The sequence below is a fragment of the Nonomuraea sp. NPDC049709 genome, from assembly GCF_040674815.1.
GTDB lineage: Bacteria > Actinomycetota > Actinomycetes > Streptosporangiales > Streptosporangiaceae > Nonomuraea.
This window is the reverse complement of the sequence record NZ_JBFANM010000108.1, coordinates 17,468-34,232: the sequence shown is the minus strand read 5'-3', so window position 1 is coordinate 34,232 and position 16,765 is coordinate 17,468. Positions and strand designations below refer to the sequence as shown.

General features: G+C 72.0%; 19 protein-coding genes. 6 read left to right on the top strand and 13 right to left on the bottom strand.

Features of this window, described 5'->3' with window-relative positions:
• Positions 1-517 precede the first annotated feature (517 nt).
• From mshC to AB0J69_RS55325, 5 genes are read right to left on the bottom strand one after another with little or no spacing between them, the layout of a single operon-like run.
• Positions 518-1,741 carry a cysteine--1-D-myo-inosityl 2-amino-2-deoxy-alpha-D-glucopyranoside ligase gene (gene mshC, locus AB0J69_RS55345; protein WP_364136172.1) on the bottom strand — a complete coding sequence of 408 codons (1,224 nt, stop codon included), beginning with the start codon at positions 1,739-1,741 and terminating at the stop codon, positions 518-520.
• A gap of 10 nt (positions 1,742-1,751) precedes the next feature.
• On the bottom strand, positions 1,752-2,402 hold the full coding sequence (locus AB0J69_RS55340; protein ID WP_364136169.1) for an NRDE family protein: 651 nt from the start codon (positions 2,400-2,402) through the stop codon (positions 1,752-1,754).
• A gap of 32 nt (positions 2,403-2,434) precedes the next feature.
• Positions 2,435-3,199 (bottom strand): SCO1664 family protein, encoded by a 765-nt coding sequence (locus tag AB0J69_RS55335; protein WP_364136167.1) that lies wholly within the window; start codon positions 3,197-3,199, stop codon positions 2,435-2,437.
• Positions 3,196-3,744 (bottom strand): DUF3090 domain-containing protein, encoded by a 549-nt coding sequence (locus AB0J69_RS55330; protein ID WP_364136164.1) that lies wholly within the window; start codon positions 3,742-3,744, stop codon positions 3,196-3,198. Before AB0J69_RS55330 ends, AB0J69_RS55335 begins: the two co-directional genes overlap by 4 nt.
• A 9-nt stretch (positions 3,745-3,753) precedes the next feature.
• Complete coding sequence (locus AB0J69_RS55325) at positions 3,754-4,440, bottom strand: MSMEG_4193 family putative phosphomutase (protein ID WP_364136161.1); 687 nt, start codon at positions 4,438-4,440, stop codon at positions 3,754-3,756.
• A 64-nt stretch (positions 4,441-4,504) separates the two neighbouring features.
• On the opposite strand from AB0J69_RS55325, the gene AB0J69_RS55320 reads away from it, so the two are divergent.
• Positions 4,505-5,452 carry an aldo/keto reductase gene (locus AB0J69_RS55320; RefSeq protein ID WP_364136158.1) on the top strand — a complete coding sequence of 316 codons (948 nt, stop codon included), beginning with the start codon at positions 4,505-4,507 and terminating at the stop codon, positions 5,450-5,452.
• A gap of 160 nt (positions 5,453-5,612) precedes the next feature.
• Positions 5,613-6,446, top strand: coding sequence for a hypothetical protein (locus AB0J69_RS55315; RefSeq protein WP_364136155.1), 834 nt, complete (start codon positions 5,613-5,615; stop codon positions 6,444-6,446).
• 52 nt (positions 6,447-6,498) lie between these two features.
• Here AB0J69_RS55315 and fabI read toward each other — a convergent pair whose 3' ends face one another.
• The gene (gene fabI / locus AB0J69_RS55310; protein ID WP_364136152.1) at positions 6,499-7,263 is read right to left on the bottom strand and encodes an enoyl-ACP reductase FabI; all 765 of its coding nucleotides are present in this window, start codon (positions 7,261-7,263) and stop codon (positions 6,499-6,501) included.
• A gap of 1 nt (position 7,264) precedes the next feature.
• Complete coding sequence (locus AB0J69_RS55305) at positions 7,265-7,960, bottom strand: beta-ketoacyl-ACP reductase (protein ID WP_364136149.1); 696 nt, start codon at positions 7,958-7,960, stop codon at positions 7,265-7,267.
• A gap of 77 nt (positions 7,961-8,037) precedes the next feature.
• Between AB0J69_RS55305 and AB0J69_RS55300 the strand changes: the two genes are divergently transcribed.
• The gene (locus AB0J69_RS55300) at positions 8,038-9,531 is read left to right on the top strand and encodes a TldD/PmbA family protein (protein WP_364136146.1); all 1,494 of its coding nucleotides are present in this window, start codon (positions 8,038-8,040) and stop codon (positions 9,529-9,531) included.
• Positions 9,528-10,898, top strand: coding sequence for a metallopeptidase TldD-related protein (locus AB0J69_RS55295; protein WP_364136143.1), 1,371 nt, complete (start codon positions 9,528-9,530; stop codon positions 10,896-10,898). The genes AB0J69_RS55300 and AB0J69_RS55295 overlap by 4 nt, the downstream gene beginning before the upstream one ends.
• Before the next feature lie 19 nt (positions 10,899-10,917).
• Here the strand turns inward: AB0J69_RS55295 and AB0J69_RS55290 are convergent, their stop codons facing one another.
• Both AB0J69_RS55290 and AB0J69_RS55285 read right to left on the bottom strand, forming a co-directional pair.
• Entirely contained in the window at positions 10,918-11,475 is a 558-nt protein-coding gene (locus AB0J69_RS55290; RefSeq protein WP_364136140.1) for a hypothetical protein, read from the bottom strand.
• 295 nt (positions 11,476-11,770) lie between these two features.
• Positions 11,771-11,983 (bottom strand): dodecin, encoded by a 213-nt coding sequence (locus AB0J69_RS55285; RefSeq protein ID WP_364136137.1) that lies wholly within the window; start codon positions 11,981-11,983, stop codon positions 11,771-11,773.
• A 99-nt stretch (positions 11,984-12,082) separates the two neighbouring features.
• On the opposite strand from AB0J69_RS55285, the gene AB0J69_RS55280 reads away from it, so the two are divergent.
• On the top strand, positions 12,083-12,397 hold the full coding sequence (locus AB0J69_RS55280) for a DUF3099 domain-containing protein (RefSeq protein ID WP_364136134.1): 315 nt from the start codon (positions 12,083-12,085) through the stop codon (positions 12,395-12,397).
• Between the two features lie 304 nt (positions 12,398-12,701).
• Here AB0J69_RS55280 and AB0J69_RS55275 read toward each other — a convergent pair whose 3' ends face one another.
• From AB0J69_RS55275 to AB0J69_RS55265, 3 genes are all read right to left on the bottom strand, one after another.
• On the bottom strand, positions 12,702-12,959 hold the full coding sequence (locus AB0J69_RS55275) for a DUF6457 domain-containing protein (RefSeq protein ID WP_364136131.1): 258 nt from the start codon (positions 12,957-12,959) through the stop codon (positions 12,702-12,704).
• Between the two features lie 316 nt (positions 12,960-13,275).
• Positions 13,276-14,265: a GTP 3',8-cyclase MoaA gene (gene moaA, locus AB0J69_RS55270; RefSeq protein WP_364136128.1), complete on the bottom strand. Its 990-nt coding sequence runs from the start codon at positions 14,263-14,265 to the stop codon at positions 13,276-13,278.
• Positions 14,266-15,042: 777 nt separating this feature from the next.
• Positions 15,043-15,408, bottom strand: coding sequence for a helix-turn-helix domain-containing protein (locus AB0J69_RS55265; RefSeq protein WP_364136125.1), 366 nt, complete (start codon positions 15,406-15,408; stop codon positions 15,043-15,045).
• Between the two features lie 116 nt (positions 15,409-15,524).
• On the opposite strand from AB0J69_RS55265, the gene AB0J69_RS55260 reads away from it, so the two are divergent.
• Positions 15,525-16,172: an NAD(P)H-binding protein gene (locus AB0J69_RS55260; RefSeq protein ID WP_364136122.1), complete on the top strand. Its 648-nt coding sequence runs from the start codon at positions 15,525-15,527 to the stop codon at positions 16,170-16,172.
• Between the two features lie 63 nt (positions 16,173-16,235).
• On the opposite strand, the gene AB0J69_RS55255 is transcribed toward AB0J69_RS55260, so the two are convergent.
• Positions 16,236-16,733, bottom strand: a complete 498-nt coding sequence (locus AB0J69_RS55255) for a hypothetical protein (protein ID WP_364136119.1) — start codon at positions 16,731-16,733, stop codon at positions 16,236-16,238.
• Between the last annotated feature and the right edge of the window lie 32 nt (positions 16,734-16,765).

Here is a 16,765-nt window from a genome sequence, read left to right as displayed (position 1 = left end):
GGCACGCGGCGGGCGGCGGGCGGTGGACGGCGGGCGGTGGACGGCGGGCGGTGCGCAGCACGCGGTCGGCGCCGCCGCACGCGCCGTGCGCGCGGCGCGGGGCACGCGGACGTGCCGGGGCGTGCAGGTTCGAGGCTGCCCTGGCCGACACGTCGTTCGCCCAAGGCCCCCGGCGGCCTGCTCGGGAGCCCCTGAGGTTCCGCCCCGGTTCGGGCCGGAGCCGCTCAGGGCAAGGCCGCGCTCACCCGGGGGCCGTCCGCCCGAGGGCGCCCGCCGGACCGCCGCTCAGGTGCGGCCAGGGCTGCGCTCGCCAGGCCGGCCAGGAGCGCCAGGGGTGGCTCTCCGACCGGCCCGCTCAAGTGCGCCACAGGTGCGCTCGCCGGCCCGCCCAAGAGCGCCCCGGGTTCACGCCGGGACGCTCAGGTGCGCCCCGGGTACGCTCCCGGGCCGCTGAGGGTGCGGTCCGCGACCGTCCTGAGCCGGTGCAGCCAGTGCAGGCCGGTGCGGGCCGGTGGGGTCAGAGCTTGACGCCCAGCAGGGCGTCGGCGAGGTCTCTGACCAGGCCGGGGGCGCCGGGGTCGGTGCCGGTGCCGGTGAGGGCCTGGTCGGCCCAGGCGTCGATCGCGGCCAGCGCGCCCGGCGAGTCGAGGTCGTCGGCCAGCCGCTCGCGTACCGTGGCCAGCAGGTCGTCGGCGTTCGGCCCCGAGGACAGCCCGGTCGCCGAGCGCCACAGCGCCAGCCGCCGCTCGGCCTCGGCCATCTGCTCGGGCACGTATTCCCAGTCGGCCCGGTAGTGGTGGGCCAGCAGCACGAGCCTGACCGCCATCGGGTCGTGCTCCAGGCGCAGCCTGGAGACGAAGACCAGGTTGCCCTTGGACTTCGACATCTTGTCGCCGTCGAGCGCCACCATCCCGGCGTGCGTGTAGAACTTCGCGAACGGCCACTCGCCGGTCGCGGCGTGCCCCTCGGAGGCGCCGCACTCGTGGTGGGGGAAGATCAGGTCGGAGCCGCCGCCGGCCACGTCGTAGCCGGGGCCCAGGTTGTCGAGGGCGATGGCGGTGCACTCGATGTGCCAGCCGGGCCGGCCGCGGCCCAGCCGCGACTCCCACGCGGGCTCGCCCGGCCGCTCGGCCCGCCACAGCAGCCAGTCGAGGGGGTCGCGCTTGCCTGGCCGGTCGGGGTCGCCGCCGCGCTCGGCGAACAGGGCCAGCATCTCCTGCTCGTCGTAGCCGGACACCTGGCCGAACTTGGGGGCGTCGGCCACGCTGAAGTAGACGTCGCCGTCGAGGTCGTAGGTCACGCCCTTGGCCGCCAGCTTGGCGATCAGCTCGGCCACCCCGCCGACGACCTCGGTGACCCCGACGTATTCGCGGGGCGGCACGATCCGCAGCGCCTCCATGTCGCTGCGGAACAGCTCGATCTCGCGCTCGGCCAGCTCCTGCCAGTCGACGCCGGTCTGCGCGGCGCGCTCCAGCAGCGGGTCGTCCACGTCGGTGGCGTTCTGCGTGTAGTGCACCTCGTGGCCCGCGTCGCGCCACATCCGGCCCACGAGGTCGAAGGCGTGGTAGGTGTTGGCGTGGCCGAGGTGGGTGGCGTCGTAGGGGGTGATGCCGCAGACGTACATCCTGGCGGTGGGCCCGGGATCGGTCTGCCGGACCTGCTTCGCCGAGGTGTCGTAGAGACGCAGCGGAATGCTCTCACCTGGGAGCTTGGGGACGTTCGGGGCAGACCACGATCTCATGCCTTTGAGCCTATCCGTCCCGATCGGCGGTCAGGTCGGTGAACTCGTACGTCACGCCGCCGGGCGCGATCGCGACCTCCATCACCGACAGGGAGGCGAAGATCCGCCCGTCCGGCAGCTCGTGCCGGATGATGAGCGCGCCGCGGTCGGAGGACGGCTCCGCCCTGATCAGCTCCCGCCATTCGGCGGTGTCGCGGAACCTGGGCAGGTACGCGAGGACCCGCTCGCTCTCGGGGTCGAGGCCCGAGTTGACGACCATGCTGGTGCCCGCCGGAAGCTCGGAGACGGACGCGCGCTCGCCGTCCCAGCTGCACATCCGCACCCGCGTCAGGTCGGCCAGCACCAGGTGGAAGGGGTCGTAGCGGGTCAGGTCGGCGCCCGGCAGCTCCCCGGTGTACGCCGCCCGCAGCGCCAGGTCGCCCCGCGAGACCTTCGTGGTCTCCTCGGCCGCCCGGCCGTGCCCGTTGAGCAGCGCCGCGGCGCGACGGGCCGCCGGGTTGACGGCCAGCCAGGTGCCGCCGGCCTTGAGGTCGCGCCCGCCGATCACCCCCGGGTATTCCGGCCAGTGCTCCCCCGGCCCTTCCCAGGGCCGGTCGGCGAACTCGTCCCGCACGCCCATGAGGGTCAGCGGCTGCCCGGATCTCACGATCAGCGTGCACATGGGCAAAGAGTATTAAACGGGTTTTGGCTCTCTCATATGGGGGGCCAGGGTATGGCGGGCCACCCCTCCGACGGGTACGGATGCACGCCGGTGTCCAGCAACCGCCTGACCCGCTGCCACGTGGCCTCCACCTCGGCCAGCGTCAGCAGCTCGCGCAGTTTGCGGCCCAGGGAGCCGGACTCGATGTCGCGCTCGAGCTTGGCCAGCACCGCCACCGCCTCGCGGGCCAGCGGCTTGCCGCGCCACTGCCACAGCACGGTGCGCAGTTTGTCCTCGACGGAGAAGCAGACCCCGTGGTCGACGCCGTAGACGTGGCCCGTGGGCAGCGGCAGCAGGTGACCGCCCTTGCGGTCGGCGTTGTTGACCACCGCGTCGAACACCGCCATCCGGCGCACGACCGGGTTGCGGCTCCTGACCAGCCGCATGAGGTCGATCTCGCGCTCGGTGTCGATCCAGAGCTGGCACATGCCCGGCCCGAAGGGCCCGTCGCGGTAGACCGTGGGCGGCACGATGCGCCAGCCGGTCGCCTGGGAGACCTCGAAGGCGGCCACCTCGCGGGCGGCGAGGGTGCCGTCGGGGAAGTCCCACAGGGGGCGCTCGCCGCGTACGGGCTTGTAGACGCAGGCGGCCGAGCGCGCGCCCAGCTTGACCGAGCAGTAGAGCGTCATGTTGGTCGCCTCGACGAGGCGGCCGGCGACCTCCAGGCTGCCGTCGCGCAGCAGCGCGAGCGCCTCCTCGTCATGCATGGACGGCGGTGGGGAGGGCTTGATGGCCGGTTCGCTCTCGGGAGCGGTCATGAAGCCGCCTCACCCCCGCGGTAGCCGTTGAGACGTACACAGACGTGTCCGGCGGCATCGAGCGGCTGTCCGCACAGGGGACACGGCGGGCGGCCCGCCGCGACGATCTGGAGGGCTCGCTGGGTGAAGGCGCGAGCGGCTCCCGCGCTGATGCGCACGCGCAGCACGGCGGGGTCGGGGGTCTCCAGATCGTCTTCGTCGATGACCTCCTGCGCCTCTATCACCACCTGCGACTTCTCGGCGTCCCATGTCAGCGCCATGGTGCCGACGCGGAAGTCCTCCGCGACCGGCACGTCGAGAGGGGCGTCGTCGGCCAGGTCGGCGGGGGCGAGCGCGGGCACCTGCGCCGTGCCCCCGCTGAGCCGCAGCACCTCGTCGAGCAGCTCGTCGAGCCTGCCCGCGAGTGCGGCGACCTGCAGCTTCTCCAGCGTCACCGTGGTCAGTCTGCCCTCGGCCCTGGCCTGCAGAAAAAAGACCCGTGCGCCCGGCTGCCCCAAGGCACCGGCGACGAACCTCTCTGGTGGGTCGTAGTCGAAGACCGGCATAGCCTGACCTTACGTGGTTCCGGGTCCGCCGCCGACGGCGGCATCGCTCCCGGTGATGTTTTCTCCCCCGTCTTTCTCCTCCGAATCCTCGGGAAGCCGCAATTCCCCCATATCGTTGACCCTGAGAACAAAGGGACGCAAGGGGGCATAGCGAATGACGGTGAGGGCCGCCGGATCGGCCGTTATCCGTTGAAATTGATCGAGGTGGAGGCCCAGGGCGTCCGCGACGATCGCCTTGATCACGTCGCCGTGGCTGCAAACCAGGTAGACACCCTTCACCCCGAGGCGCTGGTTCCATTCGCGGACCGCCGAGACCGCGCGATGTTGCATTCCGGCCAGCGACTCCCCTTCCGGAAATGTCACCGCGCTCGGGTGTGCCTGCACGACCTGCCACAACGGGTCCTTGGCGAGCTCCTTCAGCGGGCGCCCGGTCCACTCGCCGTAGCCGCACTCGATGAAGCGGTCGTCGGTCACCACATCGAGTTCGCGTCCCTCCGAGACCGCTTGCGCCGTTTCCCGGCAGCGCTCCAGCGGGCTGGAGACAATGGCGTCGAGCCTGACGCCCGCGACGCGCCCGGCGAGCGCGGCGGCCTGCGCCCTTCCCGCCTCGCTCAGATGCACACCCGGGGTGCGGCCGGCCAGCACCGGCCCGGTGAGGTCCGTCAGCCCGTGCCGGGCCAGAAGCAGCGTGGTCATCAAGCAAGTGTCGCAGGCGTCGATCACAACGTTTCATCGACCTGAACGGTAACCTGGCGGGATCATGGAGCAGCGCTATGTCGGCCGCAGTGGCCTGTCGGTGTCCCGGCTGGGGCTCGGCACGATGACCTGGGGGCGTGACACCGACGCGGACGAGGCCGCCGCCCAGCTCCGCACGTTCCTTGACGCGGGCGGCAATCTCGTCGACACGGCCGACGTCTACACCGGCGGTGACTCCGAGCGGCTGCTGGGCCGGATGTTGCGCGACTCCGTGCCGCGCTCCGAGCTGGTGATCTCCACCAAGGCCGTGGTGACGCCGACGGGCCGCCGCCCGCGCGACGCCTCCCGGCGCCACCTGATCGCCGCCGTGGACGACTCGCTCAACCGCCTCGGGCTCGACTACGTCGACCTGTGGCAGCTCCACACGTACGACGCCGAGGTGCCGCTGGAGGAGACGATGGCCGCGCTCGACGCGATCGTCTCCTCGGGCCGCGCCGTCTACGCGGGCGTCTGCGACTACGCCGGCTGGCAGCTCGCCGCCGCCTCGGTCACCCAGAAGATGGTCCCCGGCCGCATCCCGATCACCGCGGCCCAGGCCGAATACTCCCTGCTGGCCCGCGAGCCGGAGCGCGAGCTGCTGCCCGCCGCGGCCCATCTGGGCGTGGGCGTGCTGGCCTGGTCGCCGCTGGGGCGCGGGGTGCTGACCGGCAAATACCGCACCGGCATCCCGGCCGACTCCCGCGCGGCCACCCCGCACTTCGCCGACTTCGTCCGCCCCTACCTGGACGAGCGCAGCCGCCGGGTGGTGGAGTCGGTCATGACCGCCGCCGACGGGCTCGGCGTGTCCCCGCTGGCCGTGGCCCTGTCGTGGGTCCGCGACCAGCCGGGCGTCGCCTCGGCCATCGTCGGCGCCCGTACGCATGCGCAGCTCAAAGGCGTTCTTCCGGCGGAAGACGTGGTGCTGCCGATTGAGATCCGAGAGGCCCTCGATGACGTGTCGTCCCTCGACTGACCCGATGGACGGGAGCCGCCGGCCCCCGGCCGACAGGGAACGAGAGTCTCTCTCGCGTATCACTAGTCGATACCGAATCGCAACTTTACCCGGTAAACGCCTGCGTCTGACGCGCGATGTCCATAAGGATTTCCCCCGGAAGCGACGCAGGAGGGGACGGATGGGGAGCAGGACCGCGATCTCGGCTGGAGTTCTCGCGGTGGCGCTGGCGGCCGTCCCGGTGGCGGCGCCTGCCGCCTCGGCGGCGGCCCAGGACTGCACGCGCGACGGGGGTCTGCTCTCGGGGGTGACCAACACCCTGTGCGACGTGGTCGAGGCGGTCACGGGCACGGTCGACACCCTGACCGGCGGCACGACCGACAAAGTGACGGACGGGCTGGACAAGACGACCGACGAGGTGCTGGGCCGCGTCGGCGAGGCGGTGCCGACCACCAAGGCCACACCCGGCAAGCCGGCCAGGCCGTCATCGACGCCGAGCTCGTCGCCGACCAGGACGGGGCTGGTGCCCGAGACGCTCGATGACGTGTGCCTGCCGGTGCTGGCCTGCGAGGACCAGGGGGTCGTCGGCAGGACGACGCCGCGGCCGACGCCCACGCCGTCGCCCGAGCGTACGGGCGGGCGCTTGGAGGGCGAGGAACGGGCCTCGGCGGTGCCAACCACGCAGCCCTCCCGGCCGGAGAGCCGGCCGCAGCTCGTGGACACGGGCCGGCCGGTGGCCGAGAAGGAGACCGCGCACGCCGAGGAGCCCCGGGTGGACCTGCTGTGGCCCAACCCGTTCGCGCACGAGCTGGCGGTGCCGATGCAGGATCAGCGCGTGGTGCGGCCGAGCCCGCCGGCCTCCGACGTGATCGGGACGGTGCTGACCATCGCGCTGCTGGGGTCGGCGGTGCTGGCCACGCGGATCGTGCAGCAGCGCCGGCACCGTACGGAGCCGACGGAGTCGATCCCGTTCGAGCCGGCGCGCGCGGGCAGCGGGCGGCACCGCCTGGCCTGACCACCCCCGAGCCCCCGAACCCCCGAACCCGCGGGCTCGGGGGTGCAGGGAGTCAGCCGCCGATGGCGTGGACGCCACCGTCCACGTGGACGATCTCGCCCGTCGTCGCCGGGAACCAGTCGGACATCAGCGCCACGCAGGCCTTGGCCGCCGGGACTGTGTCGGACAGGTCCCAGCCGAGCGGGGCCTTCTCCGGCCAGCTGTCCTCGAACTCCTTGAAGCCCGGGATCGACTTGGCCGCCATCGTGCGCAGCGGCCCGGCCGCCACCAGGTTGACCCGGATGTTCTGCTTGCCCAGGTCGCGGGCGAGGTAGCGGTTGCAGGACTCGAGCCCGGCCTTGGCCACGCCCATCCAGTCGTAGACCGGCCACGCCTTGGAGGCGTCGAAGTCGAGGCCGACCACCGCCCCGCCCTCCTTCATCAGCGGCAGGCAGGCCACGGCCAGGGACTTGAACGAGTATGTCGACACCTGCAGCGCCGTGGCGACGTCTTCCCACGAGGTGTTGAGGAAGTTGCCCCCGAGCGCCGTCTGCGGGGCGAAGCCGATCGAGTGGACGACCCCGTCGAGCCCGTCGACGTGCTCCCCCACCCGGGCCGCGAGCGTGTCGAGGTGCTCGTTGTTCTGGACGTCGAGCTCCAGCACCGGCGCCGGCTGCGGCAGGCGCTTGGCGATGCGCTCCACCAGGCTCAGCCGCCCGAAACCGGTCAGGACGACCGTGGCGCCCTCCTCCTGGGCCAGCTTGGCCACCGAGAAGGCGATCGAGGCGTCGGTCAGGACGCCCGTCACGAGGATCCGCTTGCCTTCGAGAATTCCCACGTCAGTGCCCCATTCCGAGTCCGCCGTCGACGGGGATCACGGCCCCGGTGATGTAGGAGGCGTCGTCGCTCGCCAGGAAGCGCACGACGCGCGCCACCTCCTCGGGGACCGCCTGCCGCCCGAGCGGGATGTTGGCCACGATCGCCTCCTGGTCGAGGTCGGCGGTCATGTCGGTGGCCACGAAGCCCGGCGCCACGACGTTGACCGTGATGTTGCGGGAGCCGTATTCGCGGGCCAGGGAGCGGGCGAAGCCGACCAGGCCGGCCTTGGAGGCGGCGTAGTTGGCCTGGCCCGCCTGGCCGCTCAGGCCGACGACGGAGGAGATGAGGACGATCCGGCCGCGCTTGAGCTTCATCATGGGCCTGATGGCCCGCTTGGCGACGCGGTAGGCGCCGGTCAGGTTGGCGTCGATGACGTCGGTGAAGGTCTCCTCCTTCATCATCGCGAGCAACGTGTCCTTGGTGATGCCGGCGTTGGAGACCAGGACCTCGACCGGGCCGTGCTCGGCCTCGACCTTCTCGAAGGCGGCCTCGACGTCGGCCGTGCTGGTGACGTCGCAGCGCACGCCGAACAGGCCCTCGGGCGGCTCCCCGGATCGGTAGGTGACCGCGACGGCGTCGCCTGCCGCGGCGAGTTCACGGGCGATCGCGAGGCCTATGCCGCGATTGCCCCCGGTGACGAGTACAGAGCGTGCCATGAGACCTGACGCTATCCCCTACCCGCCGGTATCGGCTTGTCCGGGTGAGACAAGATCACAGGGTTAGGATCGTGGACATGCGCCAGATCGATCCCGACTTCCTGGAACTGCCGCTGCGGCAGCTCGCGGACGCCGCCCTGCAGCGCGCCCGCGACCTCGGCGCCGAGCACGCCGACTTCCGGCTCGAACGCGTCAGAGCGGAGACCCTGAGCCTGTACGACGCCCGGCTCGAGGGCGCCATGGACGCCGACGACCTGGGCTACGCCGTGCGCGTCGTCAAGGGCGGCACGTGGGGGTTCGCCGCCGGCATCCACCTGACGCCGCAGGCCGCCGCGGTGGTGGCCGAGCAGGCCGTCCGGGTGGCGGAGGTGAGCGCCCCGATCAACCGGGAGCCCATCGAGCTGGCGCCCGAGCCGGCGCACGCGGAGGCCGTGTGGGTGTCGGCCTACGACGTCGACCCGTTCGACGTGGCCGCGGCCGACAAGGTGAGCCTGCTGGCGGAGTGGTCGGCCGGGCTGCTGAAGGGCGCCGACCACGTCTCCGCGCGGCTGCTGCAGGTCAAGGAGCAGAAGTTCTACGCCGACACGGCCGGCACCGTGACCACGCAGCAGCGGGTGCGGGTGCATCCGAAGCTGAACGTGATGAAGGCGGCCGAGAGCGGCTTCGACGACATGTCGACCATCGCGCCGCCGGTCGGGCGCGGGTACGAATACCTGACCGGCACCGGCTGGGACTGGCCGGACGAGCTGGCCAGGCTGCCCGAGCTGCTGGCGGAGAAGCTGGCGGCGCCCTCGGTCGAGGCGGGCGACTACGACCTGGTGATCGATCCGTCCAACCTGTGGCTGACGATCCACGAGTCGATCGGCCACGCCACGGAGCTGGACCGGGCGCTCGGCTACGAGGCGGCCTACGCCGGCACCAGCTTCGCCACGTTCGACCAGCTCAACGAGCTGGTCTACGGCTCTCCCCTGATGAACGTGACCGGCGACAGGACTGTCACCCACGGCCTGGCCACGATCGGCTACGACGACGAGGGCGTGCGGGGGCAGAGTTTCGACATCGTCAAGGACGGCATCCTGGTGGGCTACCAGCTCGACCGGCGGATGGCGCTGATGAAGGGGTTCGGGCGGTCCAACGGGTGCGCGTTCGCCGACTCGCCGGGCCACATGCCGATCCAGCGGATGGCCAACGTGTCGCTGGCGGCGGCGCCCGACGGGCCCTCGACGGACAAGCTGATCGCGGGCGTCGAGCGGGGCCTCTACATCGTCGGCGACAAGAGCTGGTCGATCGACATGCAGCGCTACAACTTCCAGTTCACCGGGCAGCGGGCGTACCGGATCTCGCACGGGAAGCTGGCGGGGCAGGTCAGGGACTTCGCCTATCAAGCCACGACGACGGACTTCTGGCAGTCGATGGAGGCGGTCGGCGGGCCGGGGACCTACGTGCTCGGCGGCGCCTTCAACTGCGGCAAGGGACAGCCGGGGCAGGTCGCGCCGGTCAGCCACGGATGTCCGTCGGCGCTGTTCAGGGGCGTGCGGATCCTCAACACGGTGCAGGAGGGCGGGAAGTGACGCCTCAGGAGATGGTGGAGAGGGCGCTCGAGCTCTCCGGTAACGACGCCTGCGTGGTGCTCGTGGACGAGGGGTCCACGGCCAACCTGCGCTTCGCGGGCAACACGCTGACCACGAACGGCGTCGCCCGGTCCGCGCAGCTGACCGTGATCTCGATCGCTGGGCAGGGCGTGGGCGTGGTGTCGCGGTCGGCCGTACGCGACGAGCAGCTCGCCGACGTGGTGGCGGCGGCCGACGCGGCGGCGCGCGACGCGCAGCCCGCCGAGGACGCCCGCGAGCTCGTCGCGGGCGGCGCCGCCTCGCCCCACTGGGACGAGGAGGTGCGGCCGACCGACATCGGGGTCTACGAGGGGTTCGCGCCCGCGCTCGGCGACGCCTTCGCGGCGGCGCAGGCCGGCGGCAGGAGGCTGTACGGCTTCGCGGAGCACTCGCTGACCTCGACGTTCCTCGGCACCTCCACGGGCGTGCGGCTGCGGCACGACCAGCCGACCGGCCGTCTGGAGCTCAACGCCAAGTCGGCCGACCTGAAGCGCTCGGCGTGGACCGGCGTGTCCACGCCGGACTTCACCGACGTCGACGTGGCCGCCCTCGACTCCGCCCTGGCCCAGCGCCTGGAGTGGGCCAAGACCCGGGTGGACCTGCCGGCGGGCCGCTACGAGACGCTGCTGCCGCCGAGCGCGGTGGCCGACCTGATGATCTACCTGTTCTGGTCGGCGGGCGCCAGGGACGCGCTGGACGGGCGCTCGGTGTTCGCCAAGCCCGGCGGGGGCACGCGGGTGGGCGAGCAGCTCGCCCGGCTGCCCGTCTCGCTGTCGAGCGACCCAGGGGCGGCGGGCATCGCGTGCGCGCCGTTCGTGACGGCGCACGCCTCCAGCAGGCAGAGCTCGGTGTTCGACAACGGGCTGCCGCTGGGGCCGACCGACTGGATCAACGACGGGCGGCTGGAGTCGCTGCTGCAGACCCGCTACTCGGCGGAGCTGAGCGGGCTGCCGGTGACGCCGGGCATCGACAACCTGATCATGTCGGGGCCGGAGGGCGGGCGGTCGCTGGAGGAGATGATCGCCTCCACGCGGCGCGGGCTGCTGGTCACCTGCCTGTGGTACATCCGCGAGGTCGACCCGCAGACGCTGCTGGTGACCGGGCTGACCAGGGACGGCGTCTACCTCGTCGAGCACGGCGAGGTCGTGGGCGAGGTGAACAACTTCCGCTTCAACGAGAGCCCGGTGGACCTGCTGGGACGGCTGACGGAGGTGGGCGCCGCCGGGCGGACGCTGCCGCGCGAGTGGAACGACTACTTCCAGCGCACGATCATGCCGGCGGTGCGGGTGCCCGACTTCAACATGTCCACGGTCAGCCAGGCGAGCTGACGTCCCTCACGGGCCCTCCTCAGCGGGGGCCCAGGAGGGCGGCCAGGGCGTGGCTGAGCGACTCGCCGAGCGTCTTGGCGCACGCCTCGTAGCCTTCGGGCGGGCCGCCGTACGGGTCGTACACCTCCAGGGCGCGCCGCTCCTCGCGGCGCTCGGCGGCCGACTGGACGATCGCGCGCGCCCGCTCCGCCGTGTCGGAGCGGTAGCGGCGCCCTCCGGCGCCGGCCGCCAGCGCGGCGAACTCGGGCAGCGTGAACGTCTTGCGCGCCGCCTGCGGGTCGAGGGAGACGGCCACGGCGCGGTGCCCGTTCTCCATGGTCAGCAGCAGGTCGGAGGACCTGACGAGATCGAGGTCCAGCACGCGGGCCCGGTGCGTACGGCCGTCGAGGCCCAGCCTGCCCAGGGCGGCGATCGCGTGGGGGGCCATCGGGTGGCCGACCAGCGCGCGCACGCCCGCGCTCCCCGTGGCCACGGGCATGGCCGCGGAGTGGAGCATCGCCTTGGCGATCACCTCTGCCATGGCGGAACGGCAGATGTTGGCCGTGCACACCAGCAGGATGCGGAACTCACCACTCACGCCCGCCAATCTAATCGCTCCCGCCGTCCCGGGTGGGCCGGATTCGCGGCGGGCGCCGGCGCCGTGCGGGCCGTTGAGGCGTTCTCGGACGCCGGCACGGCGCTGAGGCGTTCTCGGGCGTGGGTGTGGCGCTGAGACGGCGCTGAGGTGTTTCTTGGACGCGGGCGCGGCGCCTGAAGGTGTTCCTGGGCCTGGGCGCGGTGCTGAGACGGCGCTGGGGCGTTCTGGCGGGCTGGCCGGCGGAGCGGGTGGCGGAGCGGGTGGCGGACGGCCGTCCCGCCCCGCGGCCGGCGGCTCAGGTGTCCTCGAGGCGGAAGCCCACCTTCATGCCTACCTGGAAGTGCGCGACCTCTCCCGCGTCGAGGTGCCCGCGGATCTCGGTCACCTCGAACCAGTCGAGGTGCCGCAGGGTCTCGGACGCCCTCTTGAGGCCGTTGCGGATGGCCTGGTCGACGCTCTCCCCCGATGTGCCGACGATCTCGGTCACCCGGTACGTACGATCCGTCATCTCCACATCCTCCTTACTCGAAGGCCATGATCGCATGACCTCCCTCCCCGCACGGGGGTGCCGTGGCGACCCGGCCCTCCTGGGTCTACCGTGGGAACTATGAAGGGGTGGCGCAAGAAACCGGATGTGCACCAGGTGACGGACGCCAAGCCGTCGCTGACGTCCGACATCCGCAAGCGGGAGATCAGCTACCTCATCAAGATGGGGATCCGCACGCTCTGCCTGATCCTGGCCGTGGTGGTGCCGGTGCCGTGGCCGTACCGGCTGCTGTTCATCGCGGCGGCGGTCTTTTTGCCATACATAGCGGTAATCGGGGCCAATGAGAGGGGCGAGGCAGGCCCGCCACCTACCTTTCAGTCCCCTGAGGCTAACCAAACCGAGATACCGCTGCATCGACGCGAGATCGGGTCGTGACTAAGTCTTGACGCATCCCACGGGTTGTAGGTGTACGCTTTAGCCAAGCGCTCCGGTCCCCCGTCGGAGTGCTGGTGCCGGCGTTCCGGGCCCCCGTCGGAACGCCGATGAAGCGACGCCGGGTGGTTTGCCCCCGTAACCACCCGGCGTCGCCCTTTTCCCGGCCGTGTTTTGATCACCCCACGCGATCCACGCAGTTGGATAGGGCGGCTTTCCCGAAATCGTTTACACTCGCCCCCGCCTCGTTATTCACAGGAAATCTTCAGGCGGGTGGCGAGCTTGACTTCAAGAGTTCGTTCGAGTCTTAGCCGTCTGTCAGCGTCTCAGTTGTCGCCTGACCCCAGTTCTTCGCCAATGTGGTCAGTCGCGCCACAGCGTCCTCGGGGGCCACGCCGGCGCCCTGGGCCAGGCCGAGCAGGTACGCCGTCAGCGGCGCGGCCGGCCTGGCGACGCCGTGGGCGACCTCCTTGGTGAGCTCGAGGATCTGGTCCCGGTCCACCAGCGCCGGGTCGATGCCCAGCTCCTTGCAGGCCAGGCTGGTCCATTCGTTCAGCACGTGCATGCGAGCCTCCTCCAGGTCGTTCATTGTGTCTTGGTCGAACCAGGGGCGTCTGTTCCGGGCAGTGTCAGGCGGATGCGTGACGGCCCGCCCGAGGGCCCGAGACGCCGGCCGGCGCGAACGTGCCGCCCCACCCGGCCCGCCTGACCCGGCGGCCCGGCAGCGCCCGGCATGGCCTGCCAGCGGGCCCGGAACCATCCGGCACGCTTGAACCCAGCGGGCCCCGGCAGCCTCCGGCGGCCTGACCCAGCGGCCAGGCAGGGCCCGGTACGCCGGTCTGAGCGGTGGCGGGCGGTGTCGGCGCGCCGGGCATGGCGTTTCAGCCGCCGATGGCGGACATGGGGCGGGAGGGCTGGAGGAAGGACGGGTCGTCGATGCCGTGGCCCGCACGCTTGCGGGAGACCGCCACCATCCACCGCTCGGCCAGCTCCTCGTCCGACGCCCCGGCGCGCATGGCCGTCTTCAGGTCGGACTCCTCGGTGGCGAACAGGCAGTTGCGCACCTGGCCGTCGGCGGTGAGGCGGACCCGGTCGCACGCGCCGCAGAACGGGCGTGTCACCGAGCCGATCACGCCGACCCGGGCGGGCCCGCCGTCCACGAGGAACCGCTCGGCCGGGGCACTGCCGCGCTCCTCCAAGTCGTCGGGCGTGAGGTCGAAGGAGGCGGACAGGAGCCCGAGGATCTCGTCGGCGGTGACCATGTCGTCGCGGCTCCAGCCGTGCTGGGCGTCGAGCGGCATCTGCTCGATGAAGCGCAGCTCGTAGCCCCGGGCCAGGCACCAGCGCAGCAGCGGCGCGGCCTCGTGGTCGTTGATGCCGCGCATGAGCACCGTGTTGACCTTGACGGGGCGCAGGCCGGCGGCGTCGGCGGCGGCGAGCCCATCGATCACGTCGGCGTGCCTGTCGCGGTGCGCGAGCCGCTTGAACGTGCCGGCGTCGAGCGTGTCGAGGGAGACGTTGACCCGGTGGAGCCCGGCGGCGGCCAGTGGCTCGGCGAGGCGGGCCAGGCCGATGCCGTTGGTGGTCAGGGAGATCTGGGGCTTGGGGGACAGCGTGGTGGTGCGGGCGACGATGTCGACCAGCTCACGCCGCAGAAGGGGCTCGCCGCCGGTGTAGCGGACCTCGGTGACGCCGAGCCGCTCGACGCCGATCGTCACGAGCCGGACGATCTCGTCGGCGGTGAGGAGCTTCGCGTTGGGCAGCCAGTCGAGGCCCTCGGGGGGCATGCAGTACGTACAGCGCAGGTTGCACTTGTCCGTGAGGGACACCCGAAGATCTGTCGCCACCCGTCCGAACGAGTCTCGCAACACGGGGCGTCACCTCCTGTTCGTTTGAGCCAGAGGGCCAGACTACGTCGGCGGTCGGCCTGCGCTCAAAATCCGCCTCTTCATCGCACGACAACACATTCTTCCCTAGATCGATTCCTTGCCGGTGGGGACGTTTCCGGCGTTTCCGGACGGCGGCCCGCATTCCTTCGCGTGACATCAGCCGTCTACCAGGGCGGCGGTGCCGGTGGCCGTGTCCTCGTCGGTCCGGGTGGCCTCCGGCGGGTGTTCGAGATGCCGTCGGACCGAGTCGGCGACCGGGGTGGCGGGGCCGCCGGGCTCAACCGGGCACCGACTGCGCGCGGCCCCCGAGATCAGCAGGTGCTGGGCGGGCGCTCGGAACAGGGACCGGCCGTCGGCGGCGCGGTCTGTTGTCCGGGGCGGACAGCACGCCGGGGACCAGGCCGGCCACATCGCCACGGGTCCACAGGAGGTTCGCGGCCCTGACCGGGATGCGGGGCGCGGCCAGCGCGTCGCGGTGCGGCGGGATGCGGCTCGGCGCGGTCGCGGGTCAGCGCGGTCGCGGGTCAGCGCGGCGCGGGTCAGCGCAGCGCGGGTCAGCGCAGCGCGGTGATCGGTACGAGGCCGGCCAGCGGTCCCGTGGACGTCTCGTCCACGTCCTGGCTGGGACATGGCACCGGCGCCCGTGAGCGCAGGGTGTCGGTCACCGCCTGCGGGGCGGCGTCGTTGATCCGGTCGGCGTGGCGGGCGACGTCGTGGCGTTCGGTGAGCGGTCGGGGGCCGAGCGGCCGCCCGTGCCGGTCAGAGGGCGGCGTGCCAGGACTCGCGGGCGCGCACCAGCTCCGCCAGGTGCTTGCGCGACCACTCGCAGCCGGCGTTCATCGGCTCCAGGAGGCTGCGGCCGAGGTCGGTGAGCGCGTATTCGACGCGGGGCGGGATCTCGGCGTACGCGGTGCGGGTGAGGAGGCCGTCGCGCTCCATGGCGCGCAGCGACTCGGTGAGCACCTTCGGGGTGATGCCGCGCAGGACCGTCTGGAGCTCGTTGAAGCGGCGCGGGCCGAGCTCCAGGCAGCGGATGATCTTCGCGGTCCACTTGTCGCCGATGCGGATCGGCGCGGCGACCGGCGGGCAGCCGGTGAACATGTCCGGATCGAGGGGCTCGGCCATCCCGTCATCGTAGGCAACTATCGTTGCGGAAAGCGACATCTCCCCATCTACCGTCTGCGGAGGCGGCCGGGCGGTCCGGCCGCCGGTCAGGATCGTGCGGACGGAGTGTGTGTGGCATGAGCAGGATCGTGGTGTTCGGCGCCGGCGGGCGGGCCGGGGTGAAGGTGGTCGCGGAGGCGGCCGGGCGCGGGCACGAGGTGACGGCCGTGGTGCGGGATCCGGGGAAATATCCGGATCTGGGCGGCGAGAGGGTCCGGGTGCTCGCGGGGGACGTCACCGACGCCGCCGGCGTGGCCGGGCTCGCGGCGGGGCACGACGCGGCGCTGCAGGTCGCGGCGCGGCTGGACATGCCGTCGGAGGAGTTCTACACCGCGGCCGCGCGGGCCCTGGTGGACGGGCTGGCGCGGGCCGGGGTGCCGCGGCTGGTGGCGCTGGGCATCGGGAGCCTGCTGGAGGTCTCGCCCGGGGTGCGGCTCGTGGACACGCCGGGCTTCCCGGCCGACGCGCGGGCGTTCTCGCTGGGGCACGCCGCGGAGCTGGAGGTGCTGGAGGGGTCGGCGCTCGACTGGGTGGTGATCGCGCCGCCGCCCGTGTTCCTGGACGCCGAGGCGGGCCGGACGGGCCGGTACCGGTTCGGGGACGGGCGGGTGCCGGAGTCCGGGGAGGGGGATCCGGCGTTCTCGTACGCGGATCTGGCGGTCGCGCTCGTGGACGAGGTGGATCGGCCCCGGCATCACCGGGTTCAGGTCGCCGTGTCCTATTGACGGCGTTCACGGCCCTGGACATGGCGAACGCCCGGCCGGGGTCGGCCGGGCGTCCGGGTGTGACTAGTGGCGGTGGCCGACGACCTTGACCCAGTCCTTGCCCTCCGAGGGCGCCAGGTAGCGGCTCCCCTCGAAGACCGCGCGCCACGTGCCCGACGTGCGGGCCGGCACCCTCAGGCCGAAGTAGCCCTTGCCGCCGGTGCGGACGGTGTCCACGTGCTCCCAGCGGCCGCTGCCGTCAGGCTGGAAGAGGATCACGATCCGCTTGTACGCCAGGCGGTGCCAGCGCTCCGACTTCTTGCAGGTGTCGGCGTGGTGCACCGAGACGAAGCCGCTGATGTAGTCCTCGTCGCACTGCACGGAGAGCTTGCCCTCAAGGGTGAGGGGCTTGCCCCGCCACGCGGGCTCCGGGTTCGCGTCGAACTGCAGGGTCGTGTAGCCGCCCGCGACGTCGGGGTCCAGGCCCGGGTCCGGGTCCGCGAGCGCGGGCGAGGCGGCGGTGGCCACCATCGTGGCGCCCAGGGCAGCAGCCGCCAGACCGGCGGCTAGGCGTCGCATCATCAAAATCAGATTTCCTTCCCCGTCTGGAAAAC